Source organism: Streptomyces sp. NPDC022552, assembly GCF_055561875.1.
The window spans coordinates 274,666-291,609 of the sequence record NZ_JBVHGJ010000003.1; the positions used below are offsets into that span (position 1 = coordinate 274,666).

Genomic DNA, 16,944 nt, shown 5'->3' on the forward strand with positions numbered 1-16,944 from the left:
GGTCACGGCCCGTGGAGGGCGGGCGTCCCCGGGATCCGACCGGCCCTCCGGGCATGACCGTGGCCCCCGTCCCGCACCGGACGGGGGCCACGGCGTCGTGGGGCCGGTCAGGCGAAGCGCTGGTTCGCCGAGCCGTCGCAGGTCTGGAGCCTCAGCGGCTGCCTCGCCGCCGCCTGCGTCAGGCAGAGCCCGGTCGCGGCCGCGGGCTTGATCGTGGCCCCGTCGCGTACGAACTGCTGGTTCGCGGAGCCCGAGCAGTTCCAGACGACCAGCGCCTCGCCCGCCCGGTAGCGGGCGCCCGGGACGTCCAGGCAGCGGTCCTGGGTCAGCTCCGTGTGGACTGTGCGGCGGGCGGAGTCGTACCACCAGCCCTGGTTGCGGCCGCCGTGGCAGTCCCAGCCGAGGACGGCGGTGCCGTTCCTCGACGTGGCCGCCTCGATGTCCACGCAGTTGCCGGTGGCCTGGTTCTTCAGCGGCCGGTAGACGTCGTCCCAGGCGTACGGGAAGAGGGTCGGCGTCCCGCTGGAGTTGACGTCCGCGCAACTGGCCTCGCGGAGGCCGGAGTTGTAGATCTGCGTGAGGCAGGACGCGAAGGCGCGGTGGCCGCTCGCGTTCGGGTGGAAGGACTGCCGGACCGAGTTCTCGTCCGGGGTGCCGGGCTTGGAGAGGTCGATGTACAGACCGCGGGCCCAGGTGTCCTCCATGCAGACCTCGTGGCCGTGGAAGAGCCGCGAGTTGTCGAGGTAGGTCGCGCCGGTGTTCGCCGCGGCCCTGCGCATGCCGCGCTCGAAGGCGGGGACGGCGGTGTTGCGGCCCCAGACGGTGTCGGAGTCGTAGCCCAGACCGCCGCAGGCGAGCTTGCCGGGGAAGTTCGGGTTGTCGGGGAAGTCCGGGCCGATGGGGCTCGGGTAGCCCATGACGACCAGCTTGTAGTCGCCGTCGGCATACCCGGCGTCGCGCATCACGGTCCTCAGGTCCCGGACGGTCTGCTCGACCTTGGGCACGAGGGCGTCGACCCGGGCCTGCCAGCCGGGGGCGTACTTCGACTCGCACGGGCCCTGCAGGGTCAGATAGCGCGTGACGCAGTCCGTCATCACGGGACCGAACTGGAGATCGTCGTTGGCTCCGGCGACCAGGACGACCATCTTGATCCGGGTGTTGCGGGCCTTGATGGCCAGGCTGTCGCTCTGGACCAGTTCGTCGGCGTACTGCTTGGAACCGCCGATCCTGATGTTGCCGCTGTACGCACCGGAGCAGGACACGTTGAACGTGAGGTCCGCGGGGATCCCGGTGCGGTGGACGGCGGCCTCGGGCGAGCGGTGGCACCAGTTGCTCGGTCCGTTGGTGGGCGGCTCGTACGTACCGACGCCCTCGCCGGAGATCTCGCTGTCACCGAGCGAGATCAGGCCGCTCTTGCGCTGCGCGAGCGGGCGCTCCTCGGGGCTGCCGTAGATCCTGGTCGCCTCGGCGGCCCGGACGGCCTCGAGCTCGGGCGGCAGCGGTACGGCGGAGACGGTACGGAGTGTGCTCGGGGCCGCGCCGGCGGGTGCGGCGGCCGCCGTCGTTCCGAAGGCCGCGGCGGCCGCGGCCGTGACCGCGATCGCCCAACGGAGTCTGTACCTGGTGCGCCTCATTGCGCCTCCTGGAAGTGGGGTTACCCACGGTTTTTACTGGCCGGTAAGCGCAATGGGAATAGCCAGAACAAGACAAGTGCTCACCTTTGCATGGAGGTTGACGTCATGAGCGACGACACGAGCGAGTACCGGATCGAGCACGACTCGATGGGCGAGGTGCGGGTTCCCGCGCACGCCAAGTGGCGGGCCCAGACCCAGCGGGCCCTGGAGAACTTCCCCGTTTCCGGGCAGCGACTGGAGCGCGCCCACATCGAGGCCCTGGCCCGGATCAAGGCCGCCGCCGCCAAGGTCAACGCCTCGCTCGGGGTGATCGACCAGGACCGCGCGGACGCGATCGCGGCAGCCGCCGCCGAGGTCGCCGAGGGGCGCTGGGACGAGCACTTCCCGGTGGACGTCTTCCAGACCGGCTCGGGCACCTCCTCCAACATGAACACCAACGAGGTCCTCGCCACGCTCGCCACCGAGCGGCTCCCCGAGGGCCGCGAGGTCCACCCCAACGATCATGTGAACGCCTCGCAGTCGTCCAACGACGTCTTCCCGTCCTCGATCCACATCGCCGCGACGGCCGCCGTGACCCACGACCTCATCCCCGCCCTCGACCATCTGGCCGCCGCGCTGGAGCGGAAATCAGCCGAATTCGCGACGGTGGTGAAGTCCGGCCGTACGCACCTCATGGACGCCACGCCGGTGACCCTCGGCCAGGAGTTCGGCGGCTACGCGGCGCAGGTCAGGTACGGCGTCGAGCGGCTGCGCGCCTCGCTCCCCCGGCTCGCCGAACTCCCCCTCGGCGGTACGGCGGTGGGCACCGGCATCAACACGCCACCCGGCTTCTCCGCAGCGGTCGTCGCCGAACTCGCCGGCACGACCGGCCTGCCCCTGACCGAGGCTCGCGACCACTTCGAGGCACAGGGCGCCCGGGACGGCCTCGTGGAGACGTCGGGCCAGCTCAGGACCATCGCCGTCGGGCTGACGAAGATCTCCAACGATCTGCGCTGGATGGCGAGCGGCCCGCGCACCGGCCTGGCCGAGATCAACCTCCCCGACCTCCAGCCCGGCTCGTCGATCATGCCGGGCAAGGTGAATCCGGTCATTCCCGAAGCCGTCCTGATGGTCGCCGCACAGGTGACCGGAAACGACACCACGGTGGCGGTGGCGGGCGCGGCCGGGAACTTCGAGCTCAACGTGATGCTCCCGGTGATGGCCAAGAACCTGCTGGAGTCCGTACGACTTCTGGCCAATGCCGCGCGCCTGCTGGCCGACCGTACCGTCGACGGGATCACCGCCAACGTCGAACGGGCACGGGAGTACGCCGAGTCCTCGCCGTCCGTCGTCACCCCGCTGAACAGGTACATCGGCTACGAGGAGGCGGCGAAGGTGGCCAAGCGGTCCCTGGCCGAACGGAAGACGATCCGCCAGGTGGTCCTGGAGGGCGGGTACGTCGACCGGGGAGACCTGACGGTCGAACAGCTGGACGAGGCACTCGACGTGCTGCGTATGACTCATCCGTGACCTGCGTCGCAGCGGCCGAGGGGGTGCGCCCCTAATATCTGCGCATGACAGGATCGGGCGGTTCTCAGCACTGGGCGCCGGGGGATCACATCCTCTGGCGCTACCGCGACAACGCATCCGGCGACGTGCACATCTGCCGTCCCGTGACGGTCGTGCGCGACACCGCCGACCTGCTCGCCGTCTGGATGGCGCCGGGCACCGAGTGCGTCAAGCCGGTGCTCGCCGACGGCACGCCCGTCCACCAGGAACCGCTCGCCACCCGCTACACCGCCCCGCGGACCACGGTCCGCTCGCGCTGGTTCGGTACGGGTGTGCTGAAGCTGGCCCGGCCGGGCGACCCCTGGTCGGTCTGGCTGTTCTGGGAACGCGGCTGGCAGTTCCGCAGCTGGTACGTGAACCTGGAGGAGCCGCGCACCCGGTGGTCCGGCGGCGTCGACTCCGTGGACCACTTCCTCGACATCTCCGTCTACCCCGACCGCAGTTGGCTGTGGCGGGACGAGGACGAGTTCGCGCAGGCCCAGCGGGCCGGTCTGATGGACGCGGCGCAGGCCGCGCGGGTCCGTGCGGCGGGCGACGCCGCCGTCGAGGTGATCCGGGCCTGGGGGACGCCGTTCCGCGACGGGTGGGAGGACTGGCGGCCCGATCCCGGCTGGACCGTGCCCGAACTGCCGTCGGACTGGGATCGCACCCCGGTGCACACCGCACCGTGAGACCCTTGATGCGCCCCTGGGGTGCAAACGTAGGATCGTCCTCCGCACGACGATGATCCACCGAACACGGTGTCAACCACAGAGCACAGCGCAGGACCTGACCGTAAGTCATCCTTGAGGGGGAGAGCAGTGCCGGACGTCTGCCCGGGTGTGCCGACCCCTGTCGTAGCCGCTGCTCGCGGGGCATTCAGATCCACCGCGCGCCAGGGGTTTATCCCCCGTGAAGGCGCGGCATCGGCGAGAAGAGCGAGTGCATCGCACCACCGGCCCGGACGGACGGAATCCCACGCGTGACGGAGCATCCCACCTCCCACGAAGGCCGGCAGCCGCTGGCTGCCCGGCCGCACGAGCGCACCCGCCCCCGGCAGCAAGCGGCCGAGGCGCCGGTGCCGGCGCAGCCCGGCTCGGCAGGTCCCCGGTCCGCCGCCGCCGGCAGACGCCCCGACGGCACGCCGGGCACCGACCGTGAGCACACAGCGGACGGTACGGGCGACGGCACCGGCCGTCCCGTGCCCGGGCAGGCGGCGCCGCACACGGCGGGCGACGCCGGAGGCGGCACGCCCGCGCAGACGGCCGCCCCGGCGGTCGCGATGGCCGTGAACGCCACACCCGCCACCCCGAGCGCCCCGGAAACCCCCGGCGCCCCGCCGGCACAGGACGGGGCCGCGGCCCGGCGCGAGGGCGACCGGCTGCGGTTCGTGGGCGCGGCGACGCGGCGGATCGCGCGCGGGATAGACCTCGACGAGATCGTGCTCGGGCTCTGCCGGGCGACCGTGCCGACCTTCTCCGACGCGATCCTGGTCTATCTGCGCGACCCGCTCCCGGTGGGCGACGAACGGCCGGTCGCGCCGTTCGTGCTGCGGCTGCGCCGCACCGACCGGCTCCGTTTAACAGACGTGGAGGGCGAGGAGCTGACCCTCGTCCCCGACCCCGACCCGACCCCCGCGGCCGAACTCTGCGAGGTGCGCTCCGGTGGGGCCCTGGCCGAGGTGCTGCGCGGGGTGCGGCCGGTCTTCGGCGACTCCGCCGCCGCCCGCGCCGCCCTGTCCGAGCTGCTCGGGCGGGACCACGTCCTGCCCGGCGGCCACCGCGCGATCCTGGCCCCGCTGCGGGGCCGCCGCCGGGTCATCGGCGCCGCCGTCTTCCTGCGCCGTCCCGAACGGCCCGCCTTCGAGCCCAACGACCTGCTCGTCGCGGCCCAGCTCGCCACCCACACCGCGCTCGGCATCGACAAGGCCGTGCTGTACGGCCGTGAGGCGTACATCGCCGACGAGCTCCAGCGCACGATGCTCCCCGACTCGCTGCCGCAGCCGACCGGCGTCCGGCTCGCCTCCCGCTACCTTCCGGCCGCCGAGACGGCCCGGGTGGGCGGCGACTGGTACGACGCGATCCCGCTGCCCGGCAGCCGGGTGGCGCTGGTCGTCGGCGACGTCATGGGCCACTCCATGACCTCCGCGGCGATCATGGGCCAGCTGCGGACCACGGCGCAGACCCTGGCCGGGCTCGACCTGCCGCCCCAGGAGGTCCTGCACCACCTCGACGAGCAGGCCCAGCGGCTCGGCCAGGACCGCATGGCGACCTGCATGTACGCGGTGTACGACCCGGTCTCGCACCGGATCACCATCGCCAACGCGGGCCATCCGCCGCCGATACTGCTCCACCTCGGCGGCCGGGCGGAGGTCCTGCGCGTGCCGCCGGGCGCGCCGATCGGCGTGGGCGGGGTCGACTTCGAGGCGGTCGAGCTGGACGCCCCGGCGGGCGCCACGCTGCTGCTGTACACGGACGGCCTGGTCGAGTCGCGGCTGCGGGACGTGTGGACCGGGATAGAGCAGCTCCGCGAGCGCCTGGCGGCGACCGCCCAGCTGACCGGCCCGGACCACTCACCGCCCCTGGAGGCCCTCTGCGACGACGTCCTCGACATGCTCGGCCCCGGCGACCGGGACGACGACATCGCGCTGCTCGCGGCCCGCTTCGACGGGATCGCGCCGAGCGATGTGGCGTACTGGTTCCTGGAGCCGGAGGACGCGGCGCCCGGTCGCGCCCGGCGGCTCGCCCGGCGGGCGCTGGCGCGCTGGGACCTCGAGGAGCTCTCGGACTCGGTCGAGCTGCTGATCAGCGAGGTCGTGACGAACGCCGTGCGGTACGCGGAGCGGCCGGTGACCCTGCGGCTGCTCAGGACCGACGTCCTGCGCTGCGAGGTCGGCGACGACTCCCCGCAGCTGCCGCGCCAGCGGCGGGCGCGGGACACGGACGAGGGCGGACGCGGGCTGTTCCTGGTGAACCGGCTGGCCAGACGGTGGGGGGCGACGCGGCTCTCGGGCGGCAAGGTGGTCTGGTTCGAACTGGCCACGCGCTCCTGAGCGTTCGGCCGCAAGCGTGCGGCGCGGACCTCACGTCCAGCCCTGAGCGGTCACGCCCGCCCGAGCGTTGCGACGTACGGCGAAGGCCGGACCCCTCTCGGGTCCGGCCTTCGTCGTGTCACCGTCGGGTGCGTCCGTCGTCGTTCTCGGTGTCGCCGTCGACCGGCGGTTCGATCGTCGGTGGCACCGGGTCCGTCGTCTCCGTGGGCGGCGGCGGCACCGTGATCGTGTCCGTCGGCTGCGGCGGCGTGGTCGCCGTCGAGGTCGGCGGCGGTGTCGGGTCCGGGGACTGGGTGACGGGCGGCGGGGTCGACGTCTGGGCGTCGCCGGTCCGCGTCGGGGTCGGGTCCGGCTCCACGACGTCACCGGAGCCGTCGGTCTCCAGGTCGAACCGGGCGTCGGAGCCGCCGTCGAGCGCCGCGGTGGTGTAGTCGCCCCAGATCTCGGCGGGGGTACGGCCACCGTTGGCGCGGCCCGGGTTGATCGTGTCGGTCAGGGTGACCTGGTTGCCCTTGGGGTCCTCGCCGAAGAGGCCGACGGCGGTGACCAGTTCGGGGGTGTAGCCGACGAACCAGGCGGAGCGGTTGTTCTCCGAGGTGCCGGTCTTGCCCGCCGCCGCGTAGTCGCCCGCGGCGCGGAAGCCGGAGCCGTTGCGGACGACGCCGGTCATTCCCTTGGTGACGGTGTCGGCGGCCTCGCGGCTGATGACCTGACCGCCGATCGACTTCACCGGGTCGGCCTTGCGGTCCTTGTGCTCGGCGGACTTCACGATCGTCGGGGTGACCTTGACGCCGTGGTTGTCGAGCGTGGCGTAGACGCCGGCCATGTCCCAGGTGGAGGCGCCCATGGTGCCGAGCGACATCGCGGGCGTCTCGCCGAAGTCCGCCCCGTCCTTCATGCCGAGGTCGAGCGCGGTCTTCTTGGTGGGGCCCGGGCCGACGTCCACGATCATCTGCGCGAAGACGGAGTTGATCGAGCTGTTGGTGGCCTTCTGGACGGTGACCGGGCCGTAGCTGCGGTTGTCCTCGTTCTCCGGCTTGAAGGGGATGGAGCTGCCGACGACGGGGCGCTTGCTGGTGCCGTCGTAGATCGTGCCGAGGCCGATCTTCCGGCCGTCCTGGGTCAGGGCGCGGTTGTCGAGGGCGGAGGCGAGGACGATCGGCTTGAACGTCGAGGCGGGCTGGTAGTCGCGGCGGGTGGCGTTCGACGTCCAGTGCTCGGTGGCGCCGATGCCGCCGTACATCGCGACGACCTTGCCGGTCTTCGGGTCGACGGATGTGGCGCCGGCCTGGACGGTGGCGTCCTTCTTGTCGCCCTTGCGGTCGAGCTTCTTCTCGAGCTGCCGCTCGACCGCCTTGACCAGGTCCTTCTGCTTCTGCTCGTCGATGTTGAGCGTGATCGTCCAGCCGCCGGCCTTGATGTCCTCGGCGCTGATGCCCTGACGCATCAGCTCCTGGTTGGCGGCCTCGACGAGGTAGCCGCGCTGCCCCTCCATACCGGGGGCGGCCTTCTCCTTGAGCGGGGCGGGGAACTTCAGCGTGGCGCGCTCGGCCGGGTCGAGCCAGCCCTCCTCGACCATGTTGTCGAGGGTGTAGTTCCAGCGCTCCTCGACCAGCTTGCGGCCGGTGGGCGAGGCGGCGGTCCAGTCGTACTGGTTGGGGGCCTGGAGCAGGGAGGCGAGGTAGGCGCCCTGGGCGACGTTCAGCTTGGCGGCGTCGACGCCGTAGTACGACTGGGCGGCGGCCTGGATGCCGTACGCGCTGCGGCCGTAGAAGCTCGTGTTCATGTACCCGGCGAGGATGTCCGACTTCGAACTCTGCTGGTCGACCTTGAGCGCGATCACCATTTCCCGGAGCTTGCGGGTGACCGTCTGGTCCTGGTCCAGGTAGTAGTTCTTCACGTACTGCTGGGTGATGGTCGAACCACCCTGCTTGCCCTTGCCGGAGATGGTGTTCAGGGCGCCGCGGACGGTGCCCTTGATGTCGATGCCGTTGTCCTTGTAGAAGGTCTTGTTCTCGGCGGCGACGAAGGCGTACTGCACCTCGCGCGGGATCTTCTCCAGGCCAACGATCTCGCGGTTGATCTCGCCGGTGCGGGCGAGGATCTTGCCGTTCGCGTACTTGTAGACGTTGCTCTGCATGGTCGCCTGGGCGTTGGCGGTCGGCACCGGGACCATCACGTAGATCGTGTAGAACGCGCCCATCAGGAGCAGGCAGCCGACGAAGAACGTGCCCAGGATCTTCTTCCAGGTGAAGAGACGGCGTATGCGCCCGCCCTTCTTCCCCTGGCCCTTGTCCGCTCGGCCCATGTTCTCCGTCGCTCCGCTCGTCGTGGTCTCGGGCAGGTGTCCGCTCCGAATCAGCTCAGCAAGCTAACACCGCCGATGCTGACAAAGTGCACTCGATCCGGTCTTTTCCGGACGTGAGAATCAGCACCTGTCCCGCTGGAACCGACGCTCCTGAGGCACGGATGGTTGTGCGGCGCAGGTCACAACTCACGTCACCCCTGGTCAGCGCAGCTATAAACTGTGCGTATACACAGGGTGTAGAGTGACGGCATGTCAATCGGACACACCCTTCTCGGGCTCCTGGAGTCCGGTCCGCGCCACGGCTACGACCTGAAGCGCGCCTTCGACGAGAAGTTCGGCCACGACCGTCCCCTGCACTACGGGCAGGTCTACTCGACGATGTCCCGGCTGCTGAAGAACGGCCTGGTCGAGGTCGACAGCATCGAGGCCGGCGAAGGCCCCGAGCGGAAGCGGTACGCCATCACCGAGGCCGGCGTCACCGACGTCGAGCAGTGGCTGAGCCGGCCCGAGAAGCCTGAGCCGTACCTCCAGTCCACGCTCTACACCAAGGTCGTCCTCGCGCTCCTCACCGGACGCGGCGCCGCCGAGCTGCTCGACGTCCAGCGCGCGGAGCACCTTCGGCTGATGCGCGACCTGACCCGGCGCAAGAAGGGCGGCGACCTCGCCGACCAGCTGATCTGCGACCACGCGCTCTTCCACCTCGAAGCCGATCTGCGCTGGCTGGAGCTGACCGCCGCCCGGCTCGACCGCCTCGCCGAGGAGATCAGCCGATGACCGCCACCCCCCTGCTCCGGGCGACGGGCCTGGACAAGGCGTACGGACCGACCCCGGCGCTCTCCGGCGCCGACTTCGCCATCCGGGCCGGCGAGGTCGTCGCCGTGATGGGCCCCTCGGGCTCCGGGAAGTCCACGCTGCTGCACTGCCTCGCCGGGATCGTCCGACCCGACGCCGGAACCATCACCTACGACGGGCGTGAGCTGACCGCCCTGTCGGACGGCGAACGCAGCGCCCTGCGCCGCACCGACTTCGGCTTCGTCTTCCAGTTCGGACAGCTCGTGCCGGAGCTGACCTGCGTCGAGAACGTCGCCCTTCCGCTGCGCTTGAACGGCGAGCGGCGCAGGAGCTCCGAGACCCGCGCCCGGGAGTGGCTGGACCGCCTGGAGGTCGGCGACATCGCCGGCAAGCGGCCCGGCGAGATATCCGGCGGCCAGGGCCAGCGGGTCGCGGTCGCCCGCTCGCTCGTCACCGCGCCCCGGGTGCTCTTCGCCGACGAGCCGACCGGCGCGCTCGACTCCCTCAACGGCGAACGCGTGATGGAGCTGCTCACGGACGCCGCCCGTGACACCGGCGCCGCCGTCGTCCTCGTCACCCACGAGCCCCGCGTCGCCGCCTACTCCGACCGCGAGGTCGTCGTCCGCGACGGCGCCGTGCGCGACACGGAGTGGGCGGTATGAGGCTCCGTACCTGGTCCCGCGATCTGACGCTCGGCGCCCGGTTCGCGGTCACCGGAGGACGGTCGGGCCTGCTCCGCACCCTGCTGACCGCGCTCGGCGTCGGCTTCGGCGTGGCCCTGCTGCTCGCCGCCGCCTCCCTGCCCGGCATGCTCTTCCAGCGGGAGGTCCGCGAGGCGACCCGCTCCGTCGACGGCAGCGAGCAGGAGACCGGCCCCCGCGCCGACACCTTTCTCCACCTCGGACAGACCACGACCTACCGGGACACCTCCGTCACCGGGCTCCTCCTGCGCCCCGAGGGCACGGAGACACCTCTCCCGCCCGGCGTGGCGAAGCTGCCCGCGAACGGCGAGATGCTCGTCTCGCCCGCGCTCCGCGACCTGCTCGACTCCCCCGAAGGCACCCTCCTCAAGGAGCGGCTCCCCTACGAGGCCGTCGGGACGATCGGCGACGCGGGACTCATCGGCCCCGCCGAACTGCGCTACGTCGCCCACGTCGACTTCCTCACCACCGACAACTACGACGGTCGCGGATCGCGCTACGGCTGGTCGGTGCCCGCCGAACCGTTCAACGCGTTCCTGATCCTCCTCGTCCTCGTCGCCTCCGTCGTCCTGCTCCTCCCGGTGCTCGTCTTCATCGCGACCGCCGTCCGCTTCGGCGGCGAACAGCGCGACCGGCGGCTCGCGGCGCTCCGCCTCGTCGGCGCGGACACCGCGACGACCCGGCGGATCGCGGCCGGCGAGTCCCTGGCGGGCGCGCTCCTCGGCCTCGCGGTCGGCGTCGGACTCTTCGCCGTGGCCCGGCAGTTCGCCGGTACGGTCACCATCTGGGACGTCAACGCGTTCCCGTCCGACGTCGTGCCGGTGCCCGCCCTCGCCGCACTCGTCCTCGTCGTGGTCCCGGTCGCCTCGGTCGTCGTCACCCTCTTCGCCCTGCGTGGCGTGGCGATCGAGCCGCTCGGCGTCGTCCGTTCCGCCGCGCCGCGCCGCCGCCGGCTGTGGTGGCGGCTGCTGCTCCTGGCGGCGGGCGTGGCCCTGCTCGTGCCGCTGTTCGGGACGGTGGAGGTGAACCAGACCGCCATCGACACCGTGGGCATCGGAGCCGGTGTCACGCTCGCCCTGATCGGCCTCACCACCCTGCTGCCGTGGCTCGTCGAAGCCGGTGTGAAGCGGCTGCACCGGGGGCCGGTGTCCTGGCAGCTCGCCGTCCGCAGGCTCCAGCTGAGCAGCGGGACGGCGGCCCGCGCCGTCAGCGGCATCGTCGTCGCGGCGGCCGGCGCGATCGCGCTCCAGATGCTCTTCCAGGCGATGGAGCAGGGATTCACCCAGGCCACCGGCGAGGACTCCACACGGGCCCAGCTCGTCGCCGAGACGGAGGCGACGACCGGCGACGAGGCCCGGGAGATGATCACCCGCTTCAGGCAGACCCCGGGCGTCAGCGGAGTGTCCGGCACGATCACGTCCTACGCGTGGCGGCCGGGCGCCCTCAAGGAGGGCGAGGACTTCGCCCCGCTCACCTCGATCAAGGTCGGCGACTGCGCCTCCCTCCGCGAGTTCGCGAAGCTGCCCTCCTGCGCGGACGGCGACGTCTTCATCGCCCTCGCCCACGGCGCCCAGGGCGCGCCGCCCGACAGCTGGGTCACGCAGACCGCGAAGCCGGGCCGGACGGTCGCCCTGCGGGACCCGGACGAGCACAAGGGCACGCTCCCCCAGTGGCGCCTGCCCACCACCGCCCGGATCGTGGACTCCCGCCCCGACCCGACGGGCATGTACGAGTTCGGGATCCTCGCCACCCCGTCGTCGATCGACGCGGCCCGGCTCGACGATCCCGCCGCGCTCGCCATGGTGCGGCTCGACCCGGCCGTGCCGGACGCCGCCGAGTACGTACGGAACACGGCGGTGGCCCTCGACCCGACCTCGTGGGTACGCACGCTCAAGAACACCGAGCGGAACGCGCAGTTCGCCAGCGTCCGCACCGGCATCCTCGTCGGCTCCACCCTCACGATGCTCCTGGTGGCGGCCTCGCTCCTGGTGACCACGCTCGAACAGCTCAGGGACCGCAAGCGGCTGCTCTCCTCGCTGGTCGCCTTCGGCACCCGGCGCACCACACTGAGCTGGTCGGTGCTGTGGCAGACGGCCGTACCGATCGCGCTCGGCCTCGCCCTGGCCGTGGCGGGCGGGCTCGGACTCGGCGTCGTCCTGCTGAAGATGACGGGGCAACAGGTCCTGGACTGGTGGGTCTTCCTGCCCGTCACCGGAATCGGCATCGCGCTGATCGCGGCCGTCACGCTGCTGAGCATGCCGGTGCTGTGGCGCCTGATGCGAGCGGACGGGCTGAGGACCGAATAACCCGTCGAGCGCATGTACGACGCCTGGGCGTCGGATCCTGGAACCGGGGGTTTCAGGAGCCGGCGCCCACCACCCGTACCGGAAGGCGCCTCATCGCACCCCGCAGCGCCTCCGCCAGCTCCTCGAACTCCGCCTGCCGGGCCGCACCCGTGCGCATGGCGAGGGCGACCTGGCGCGAGGGCGCGGGGTCGGTGAAGCAGCCGGTGAACAGGGCCGCGTTGCGCCCGGTCTCGACCTTGACCGCCGTGCGCGGGAGCAGCGTCACCCCGAGCCCGCCCGCCACCAGCTGGACCAGCGTGGAGAGACCCGCCGCGGTCGTGGTGACCGGCGTCCCCTCCGTACGCCCCGCCTCCCGGCAGATGTCGAGGGCCTGGTCGCGCAGGCAGTGTCCCTCGTCGAGGAGCAGCAGGTTCAGCTCCTTCAGGGCCTCGCGCGGAATGTCGTCCCGGTCGGCCAGCGCGTGGCCGCGCGGGGTGACGAGCACGAAGTCCTCGTCGAAGAGCGGGAGTTCGGTGACGCCGGGCACACCCAGCGGCACGGCGAGCAGCAGCAGGTCGAGCCGGCCGGCCGCGAGCCCCTCCAGGAGCGAGGAGGTCTGCTCCTCGTGGACCTGGAGGTCGAGCTCCGGATAGCGCTCATGGACCAGACCCAGGACGGTGGGCAGCAGATACGGCGCGACGGTCGGGATCACCCCGAGCCGCAGCACCCCCGTGAACGGGGCCTGCGCCGCCTCCGCCTCCTCCATCAGCTCCGACACGGCGTCCAGCACACCCCGGGCCCGCACCGCGAGCCGCTCACCCGCGGGCGAGAGCAGCACCTTGCGCGTCGTACGCTCGAGGAGCTGGACACCGAGTGCCTCTTCGAGAGCCGAAACCGCGCCCGAGAGCGCCGGCTGGCTCATTCCGATCGCCGCCGCCGCGTCCCGGAAGTGCAGATGCTCCGCGACCGCCGCGAAGGCTCTGAGCTGGGACAGGCTGGGCTGCTTCACACGTCGTGCAGGGATCACTGATAACCACCTTCGATCAACCCGACGCAGTCTAGCTATTTCACTGATCAATGCACTCCGTGCCAGGATGAAGCCCGTCCAACCCCTCACGGAAGACCTCAAAAGGGACCTTCCAACTTGCAAGGAGAGCGCGTGCTCACTGTCGGTGACCAGTTCCCCACCTACGACCTGACCGCCTGCGTGTCGCTGGAGAGCGGCAAGGAGTTCGAGCAGATCAACCACAAGTCCTACGAGGGCAAGTGGCGCGTGGTGTTCTTCTGGCCCAAGGACTTCACCTTCGTCTGCCCGACCGAGATCGCCGCCTTCGGCAAGCTGAACGACGAGTTCGCGGACCGCGACGCCCAGATCCTCGGCGCCTCCGGCGACTCCGAGTTCGTGCACCACGCCTGGCGCAAGGACCACGCCGACCTGCGTGACCTGCCCTTCCCGATGCTCGCCGACTCCAAGCACGAGCTGATGCGCGACTGCGGCGTCGAGGGCGAGGACGGCTTCGCCCAGCGCGCCGTCTTCATCGTGGACCCGAACAACGAGATCCAGTTCACCATGGTGACCGCCGGCTCCGTGGGCCGTAACCCCAAGGAGGTCCTGCGGGTCCTGGACGCCCTGCAGACCGACGAGCTGTGCCCGTGCAACTGGACCAAGGGCGAGAACACCCTCGACCCGGTCGCGCTCCTGTCGGGCGAGTGATCCGCCATGGCTCTCGATGAACTCAAGTCCGCCATACCGGACTTCGCCAAGGACCTGAAGCTGAACCTCGGTTCGGTCATCGGCAACAGCGAGCTCCCGCAGCAGCAGCTCTGGGGCACGGTCCTCGCCTGCGCGATCGCCTCGCGCTCGCCGAAGGTCCTCGCGGAGCTGGAGCCGGAGGCCAAGGCCAACCTCAAGCCCGAGGCGTACACGGCGGCCAAGTCCGCCGCCGCGATCATGGCGATGAACAACGTCTTCTACCGGACCCGGCACCTGCTGTCCGACCCGGAGTACGGGACGATGCGCGCCGGTCTGCGGATGAACGTCATCGGCAACCCGGGCGTCGAGAAGGTCGACTTCGAGCTGTGGTCGCTGGCCGTCTCCGCGATCAACGGCTGCGGCCAGTGCCTGGACTCGCACGAGCAGGTCCTGCGCAAGGCCGGTGTCGACCGCGAGACGATCCAGGAGGCCGTCAAGATCGCCTCGGTGATCCAGGCGGTCGGCGTGACGCTGGACGCGGAAGCGCTCATCGCCGAGTAGGGCGAACACGCTCGACAGGAAGGGCCCCGGGTTTCCCCGGGGCCCTTCCGTCATGTCCTGAGCGCGGCCGTCAGGGCTTCTTGAGCGCGGCCATCAGCGCGTCGAGGTCCTGGGCGAGCACGGTCTCGATACCGGAGAGGTCGATCTTCTCGGTCTCGACGACCCCCCGGCCCTCGTCCTCGTCCCAGACGACGTTCGCGCTGAGGGAGATCATCAGCTCGACCTGCCCGTCCAGCACGCTCATCTCGGCACCCTCGTCGTCCGGGTGCAGGACGGTGTAGGCGCTCTCCCCCACGCCCTCGACCCGTTCGTAGTCCGACATGGCGGGACTCTCGTGCATGGCCGCGAACTCCGGCCCCGGGTCGGTCACCTTGTGCAGCCGGTACGTGAGCGAGACGCTGTAGCCGGTGTCCGGCGCGCCGAGCGTCACCGAGCAGTGCGCCGTGTGGAGCGCCGCGTGGTCCTCCGCCGATGCCCCGACGTCCGTGGACTTCGCGCCGAGGATCCCGGTCAGCGCCTTCAGCTCCGCCTTCTCGCAGAGGTCCGCGACGGTGCGGTACCCCCCGAGGTCCGGCCCTTCGTCCTGGCTCCGCTCGTACGCGTACAGTCCCGCGCCCCACACCGCCGAAGCCACCACCGCGCCGCCGAGCGCCCACAGCCAGGGGCGGCGGGGGCGGGGCTCCCGAGGCTCGGTCGGCTCCGGCGTGAGGACCTGGCCGGCCGGGAAGTCCGCCCCGCCCACCAGCTCCGGCTCGGAGATCACGCGTCGCCCCGGTCCTTGGAGCCGGGCGCCGGGGTCGGCGCGACGGCGAACGCGGTCGCGCCCCGCGGCTCGGGGGTACTGAGCAGGGCCTGTTCATGGCTGTACGCGCGCAGGTAGCCGACCACGGTGTTGGTGACCGCGACCAGCGGCACCGCGACCACCGCGCCGCCGATGCCGGCGGTCAGTCCGCCGGCCGCGACCGCGAGGACGACGGCGAGCGGATGGACCCGTACCGCGCGGCCCAGGATGAACGGCTGGAGCACATGGCCCTCGATCTGCTGCACGGCCAGGACCACGACGAGCACCATCAGGGCGGTGAACACCCCGTTGGTGACCAGCGCGACCACGACCGCCAGGGCGCCGGAGATCACGGCGCCGACGAGCGGGATGAAGGCGAACAGGAAGATGAAGACGGCGAGCGGGACGGCCATCGGCACGTCGAGGAAGTACAGCCCGAGGCCGATGAAGACCGCGTCGATCAGGGCGACCAGCACCGTTCCCCGCACATACGCCGTCAGCGTCCGCCAGGCCCGCGGCCCCGCGCCCGCGACACCGGGCCGGGCCTGGGCGGGCACCAGCTTCAGCGTCCACTGCCAGACCTTCTTCCCGTCGTAGAGGAGGAAGAGGGTCGAGAACATCGCGAGCAGTATCCCGGTGATCGCCTCGATGACGACGGTCACGCCCTGGAGCCCGGCGGAGGTGATCTGCTCGGTGTTCGCGCCGATCGTGTCGCTGAGGTTCTTGGCGATGTCGTTGATCTGCTTCTCGGTCACATGGAACGGGCTGTCCAGCAGCCAGCGCTTCAGCTCCTCGATACCGTCCCGGACACGGTCCGAGAGGTTGTCGATGTTGTCCATGACCTGCCAGACCACGAACCAGCCGACGAGCCCCATGATCACGAAGCCGGAGACGGCGGTGACCGCCGTGGCCACCCCGCGCGGCAGACCCATCTTGCGCAGCCGCGCGACGGTCGGCTGGAGCAGGGCGGTGATGAGGAGGGCGGCGACGAAGGCGAGGACGACCAGCTGCACCGAGCTGATCACCTTCATCAGCACCCAGAGGGTGCCGGCGAGCACGAGCAGCCGCCAGCCCGCCTCGGCAGCGACCCGCATGCCCCACGGGATCGCGGCGACGGGGTCCGGCCGGGCGGCGACGGCGGGGGCGTAGTCGGGGGGCGCAGGTACGGAGACGGCCGCGGCGCTCCGCTGCGGCGTCCGCCGCTTGCCGGGCCACCGCTCGGCCTCGCGGCCTCCCTCGCGCCCGGGTTCACGGTCGGCACCGGATGTGGGTTCGGACGAGGACGCGCCCTTGGCGAACCGGTCGTCGCCGGACGCCGGCTCGGGTGCTCCCTCCGGGCCGTGGCCCGTGGCCGCTTCGTCGTCACGCTCCGGCCCGGCGCCCGGCCTGCCACCCCCGCCGGAGCCGCCGCCGGGCGTGGACACGTCGTCCACGCCCAGGTCGTGCGCGCGCTCCGCGCGGGCACGGCGCTCGTCCAGGCGTTCGCCCATGCGGCTCAGCTCGTCGCCCAGCCGACTCAGCCATCCTGGCAGTCTCGACATCTCTTTCTTCCCTCTTCCCCCGCTCACTCCCCCGGGGAGCACGTGGGCCCGAACCTACACGCATGAAGC

At 71.4% G+C, this 16,944-nt stretch carries 13 protein-coding genes; 8 read left to right on the forward strand and 5 right to left on the reverse strand.

All coding sequences use genetic code 11. The features are described from left to right. Positions 1-107: 107 nt before the first annotated feature. Positions 108-1,634, reverse strand: a complete 1,527-nt coding sequence (locus ACZ3OF_RS11010; RefSeq protein WP_361668205.1) for a ricin-type beta-trefoil lectin domain protein — start codon at positions 1,632-1,634, stop codon at positions 108-110. A 105-nt stretch (positions 1,635-1,739) separates the two neighbouring features. Here ACZ3OF_RS11010 and ACZ3OF_RS11015 point away from each other — a divergent pair, with 105 nt between their 5' ends. The 3 genes from ACZ3OF_RS11015 to ACZ3OF_RS11025 all read left to right on the forward strand — a co-directional run bounded on the left by ACZ3OF_RS11015 (position 1,740) and on the right by ACZ3OF_RS11025 (position 6,213). Then, the gene (locus ACZ3OF_RS11015) at positions 1,740-3,143 is read left to right on the forward strand and encodes a class II fumarate hydratase (protein ID WP_467304108.1); all 1,404 of its coding nucleotides are present in this window, start codon (positions 1,740-1,742) and stop codon (positions 3,141-3,143) included. Between the two features lie 44 nt (positions 3,144-3,187). Then, positions 3,188-3,853, forward strand: coding sequence for a cytidylyl-2-hydroxypropylphosphonate hydrolase (gene fomD / locus ACZ3OF_RS11020; protein ID WP_361668201.1), 666 nt, complete (start codon positions 3,188-3,190; stop codon positions 3,851-3,853). A gap of 290 nt (positions 3,854-4,143) precedes the next feature. Then, entirely contained in the window at positions 4,144-6,213 is a 2,070-nt protein-coding gene (locus tag ACZ3OF_RS11025; protein ID WP_467304111.1) for a SpoIIE family protein phosphatase, read from the forward strand. 118 nt (positions 6,214-6,331) lie between these two features. On the opposite strand, the gene ACZ3OF_RS11030 is transcribed toward ACZ3OF_RS11025, so the two are convergent. Next, the gene (locus ACZ3OF_RS11030; RefSeq protein WP_361668196.1) at positions 6,332-8,521 is read right to left on the reverse strand and encodes a transglycosylase domain-containing protein; all 2,190 of its coding nucleotides are present in this window, start codon (positions 8,519-8,521) and stop codon (positions 6,332-6,334) included. 249 nt (positions 8,522-8,770) lie between these two features. Here ACZ3OF_RS11030 and ACZ3OF_RS11035 point away from each other — a divergent pair, with 249 nt between their 5' ends. From ACZ3OF_RS11035 to ACZ3OF_RS11045, 3 genes are read left to right on the forward strand one after another with little or no spacing between them, the layout of a single operon-like run. After that, complete coding sequence (locus ACZ3OF_RS11035) at positions 8,771-9,295, forward strand: PadR family transcriptional regulator (protein ID WP_467304114.1); 525 nt, start codon at positions 8,771-8,773, stop codon at positions 9,293-9,295. Then, complete coding sequence (locus ACZ3OF_RS11040; protein ID WP_361668194.1) at positions 9,292-9,975, forward strand: ABC transporter ATP-binding protein; 684 nt, start codon at positions 9,292-9,294, stop codon at positions 9,973-9,975. The genes ACZ3OF_RS11035 and ACZ3OF_RS11040 overlap by 4 nt, the downstream gene beginning before the upstream one ends. Next, positions 9,972-12,320 carry an ABC transporter permease gene (locus ACZ3OF_RS11045; protein ID WP_467304117.1) on the forward strand — a complete coding sequence of 783 codons (2,349 nt, stop codon included), beginning with the start codon at positions 9,972-9,974 and terminating at the stop codon, positions 12,318-12,320. The genes ACZ3OF_RS11040 and ACZ3OF_RS11045 overlap by 4 nt, the downstream gene beginning before the upstream one ends. Before the next feature lie 52 nt (positions 12,321-12,372). Here the strand turns inward: ACZ3OF_RS11045 and ACZ3OF_RS11050 are convergent, their stop codons facing one another. After that, complete coding sequence (locus tag ACZ3OF_RS11050; RefSeq protein ID WP_361668190.1) at positions 12,373-13,326, reverse strand: LysR substrate-binding domain-containing protein; 954 nt, start codon at positions 13,324-13,326, stop codon at positions 12,373-12,375. A gap of 132 nt (positions 13,327-13,458) precedes the next feature. Between ACZ3OF_RS11050 and ACZ3OF_RS11055 the strand changes: the two genes are divergently transcribed. Both ACZ3OF_RS11055 and ACZ3OF_RS11060 read left to right on the forward strand, forming a co-directional pair. Then, positions 13,459-14,013, forward strand: coding sequence for a peroxiredoxin (locus tag ACZ3OF_RS11055; RefSeq protein ID WP_260229113.1), 555 nt, complete (start codon positions 13,459-13,461; stop codon positions 14,011-14,013). A 6-nt stretch (positions 14,014-14,019) separates the two neighbouring features. Beyond that, positions 14,020-14,553: an alkyl hydroperoxide reductase gene (locus tag ACZ3OF_RS11060; protein WP_137993612.1), complete on the forward strand. Its 534-nt coding sequence runs from the start codon at positions 14,020-14,022 to the stop codon at positions 14,551-14,553. A gap of 70 nt (positions 14,554-14,623) precedes the next feature. On the opposite strand, the gene ACZ3OF_RS11065 is transcribed toward ACZ3OF_RS11060, so the two are convergent. Together ACZ3OF_RS11065 and ACZ3OF_RS11070 are read right to left on the reverse strand one after the other, a co-directional pair. After that, positions 14,624-15,316 carry a hypothetical protein gene (locus ACZ3OF_RS11065; RefSeq protein WP_467304121.1) on the reverse strand — a complete coding sequence of 231 codons (693 nt, stop codon included), beginning with the start codon at positions 15,314-15,316 and terminating at the stop codon, positions 14,624-14,626. Then, complete coding sequence (locus ACZ3OF_RS11070; protein WP_467304123.1) at positions 15,313-16,875, reverse strand: AI-2E family transporter; 1,563 nt, start codon at positions 16,873-16,875, stop codon at positions 15,313-15,315. The genes ACZ3OF_RS11065 and ACZ3OF_RS11070 overlap by 4 nt, the downstream gene beginning before the upstream one ends. Between the last annotated feature and the right edge of the window lie 69 nt (positions 16,876-16,944).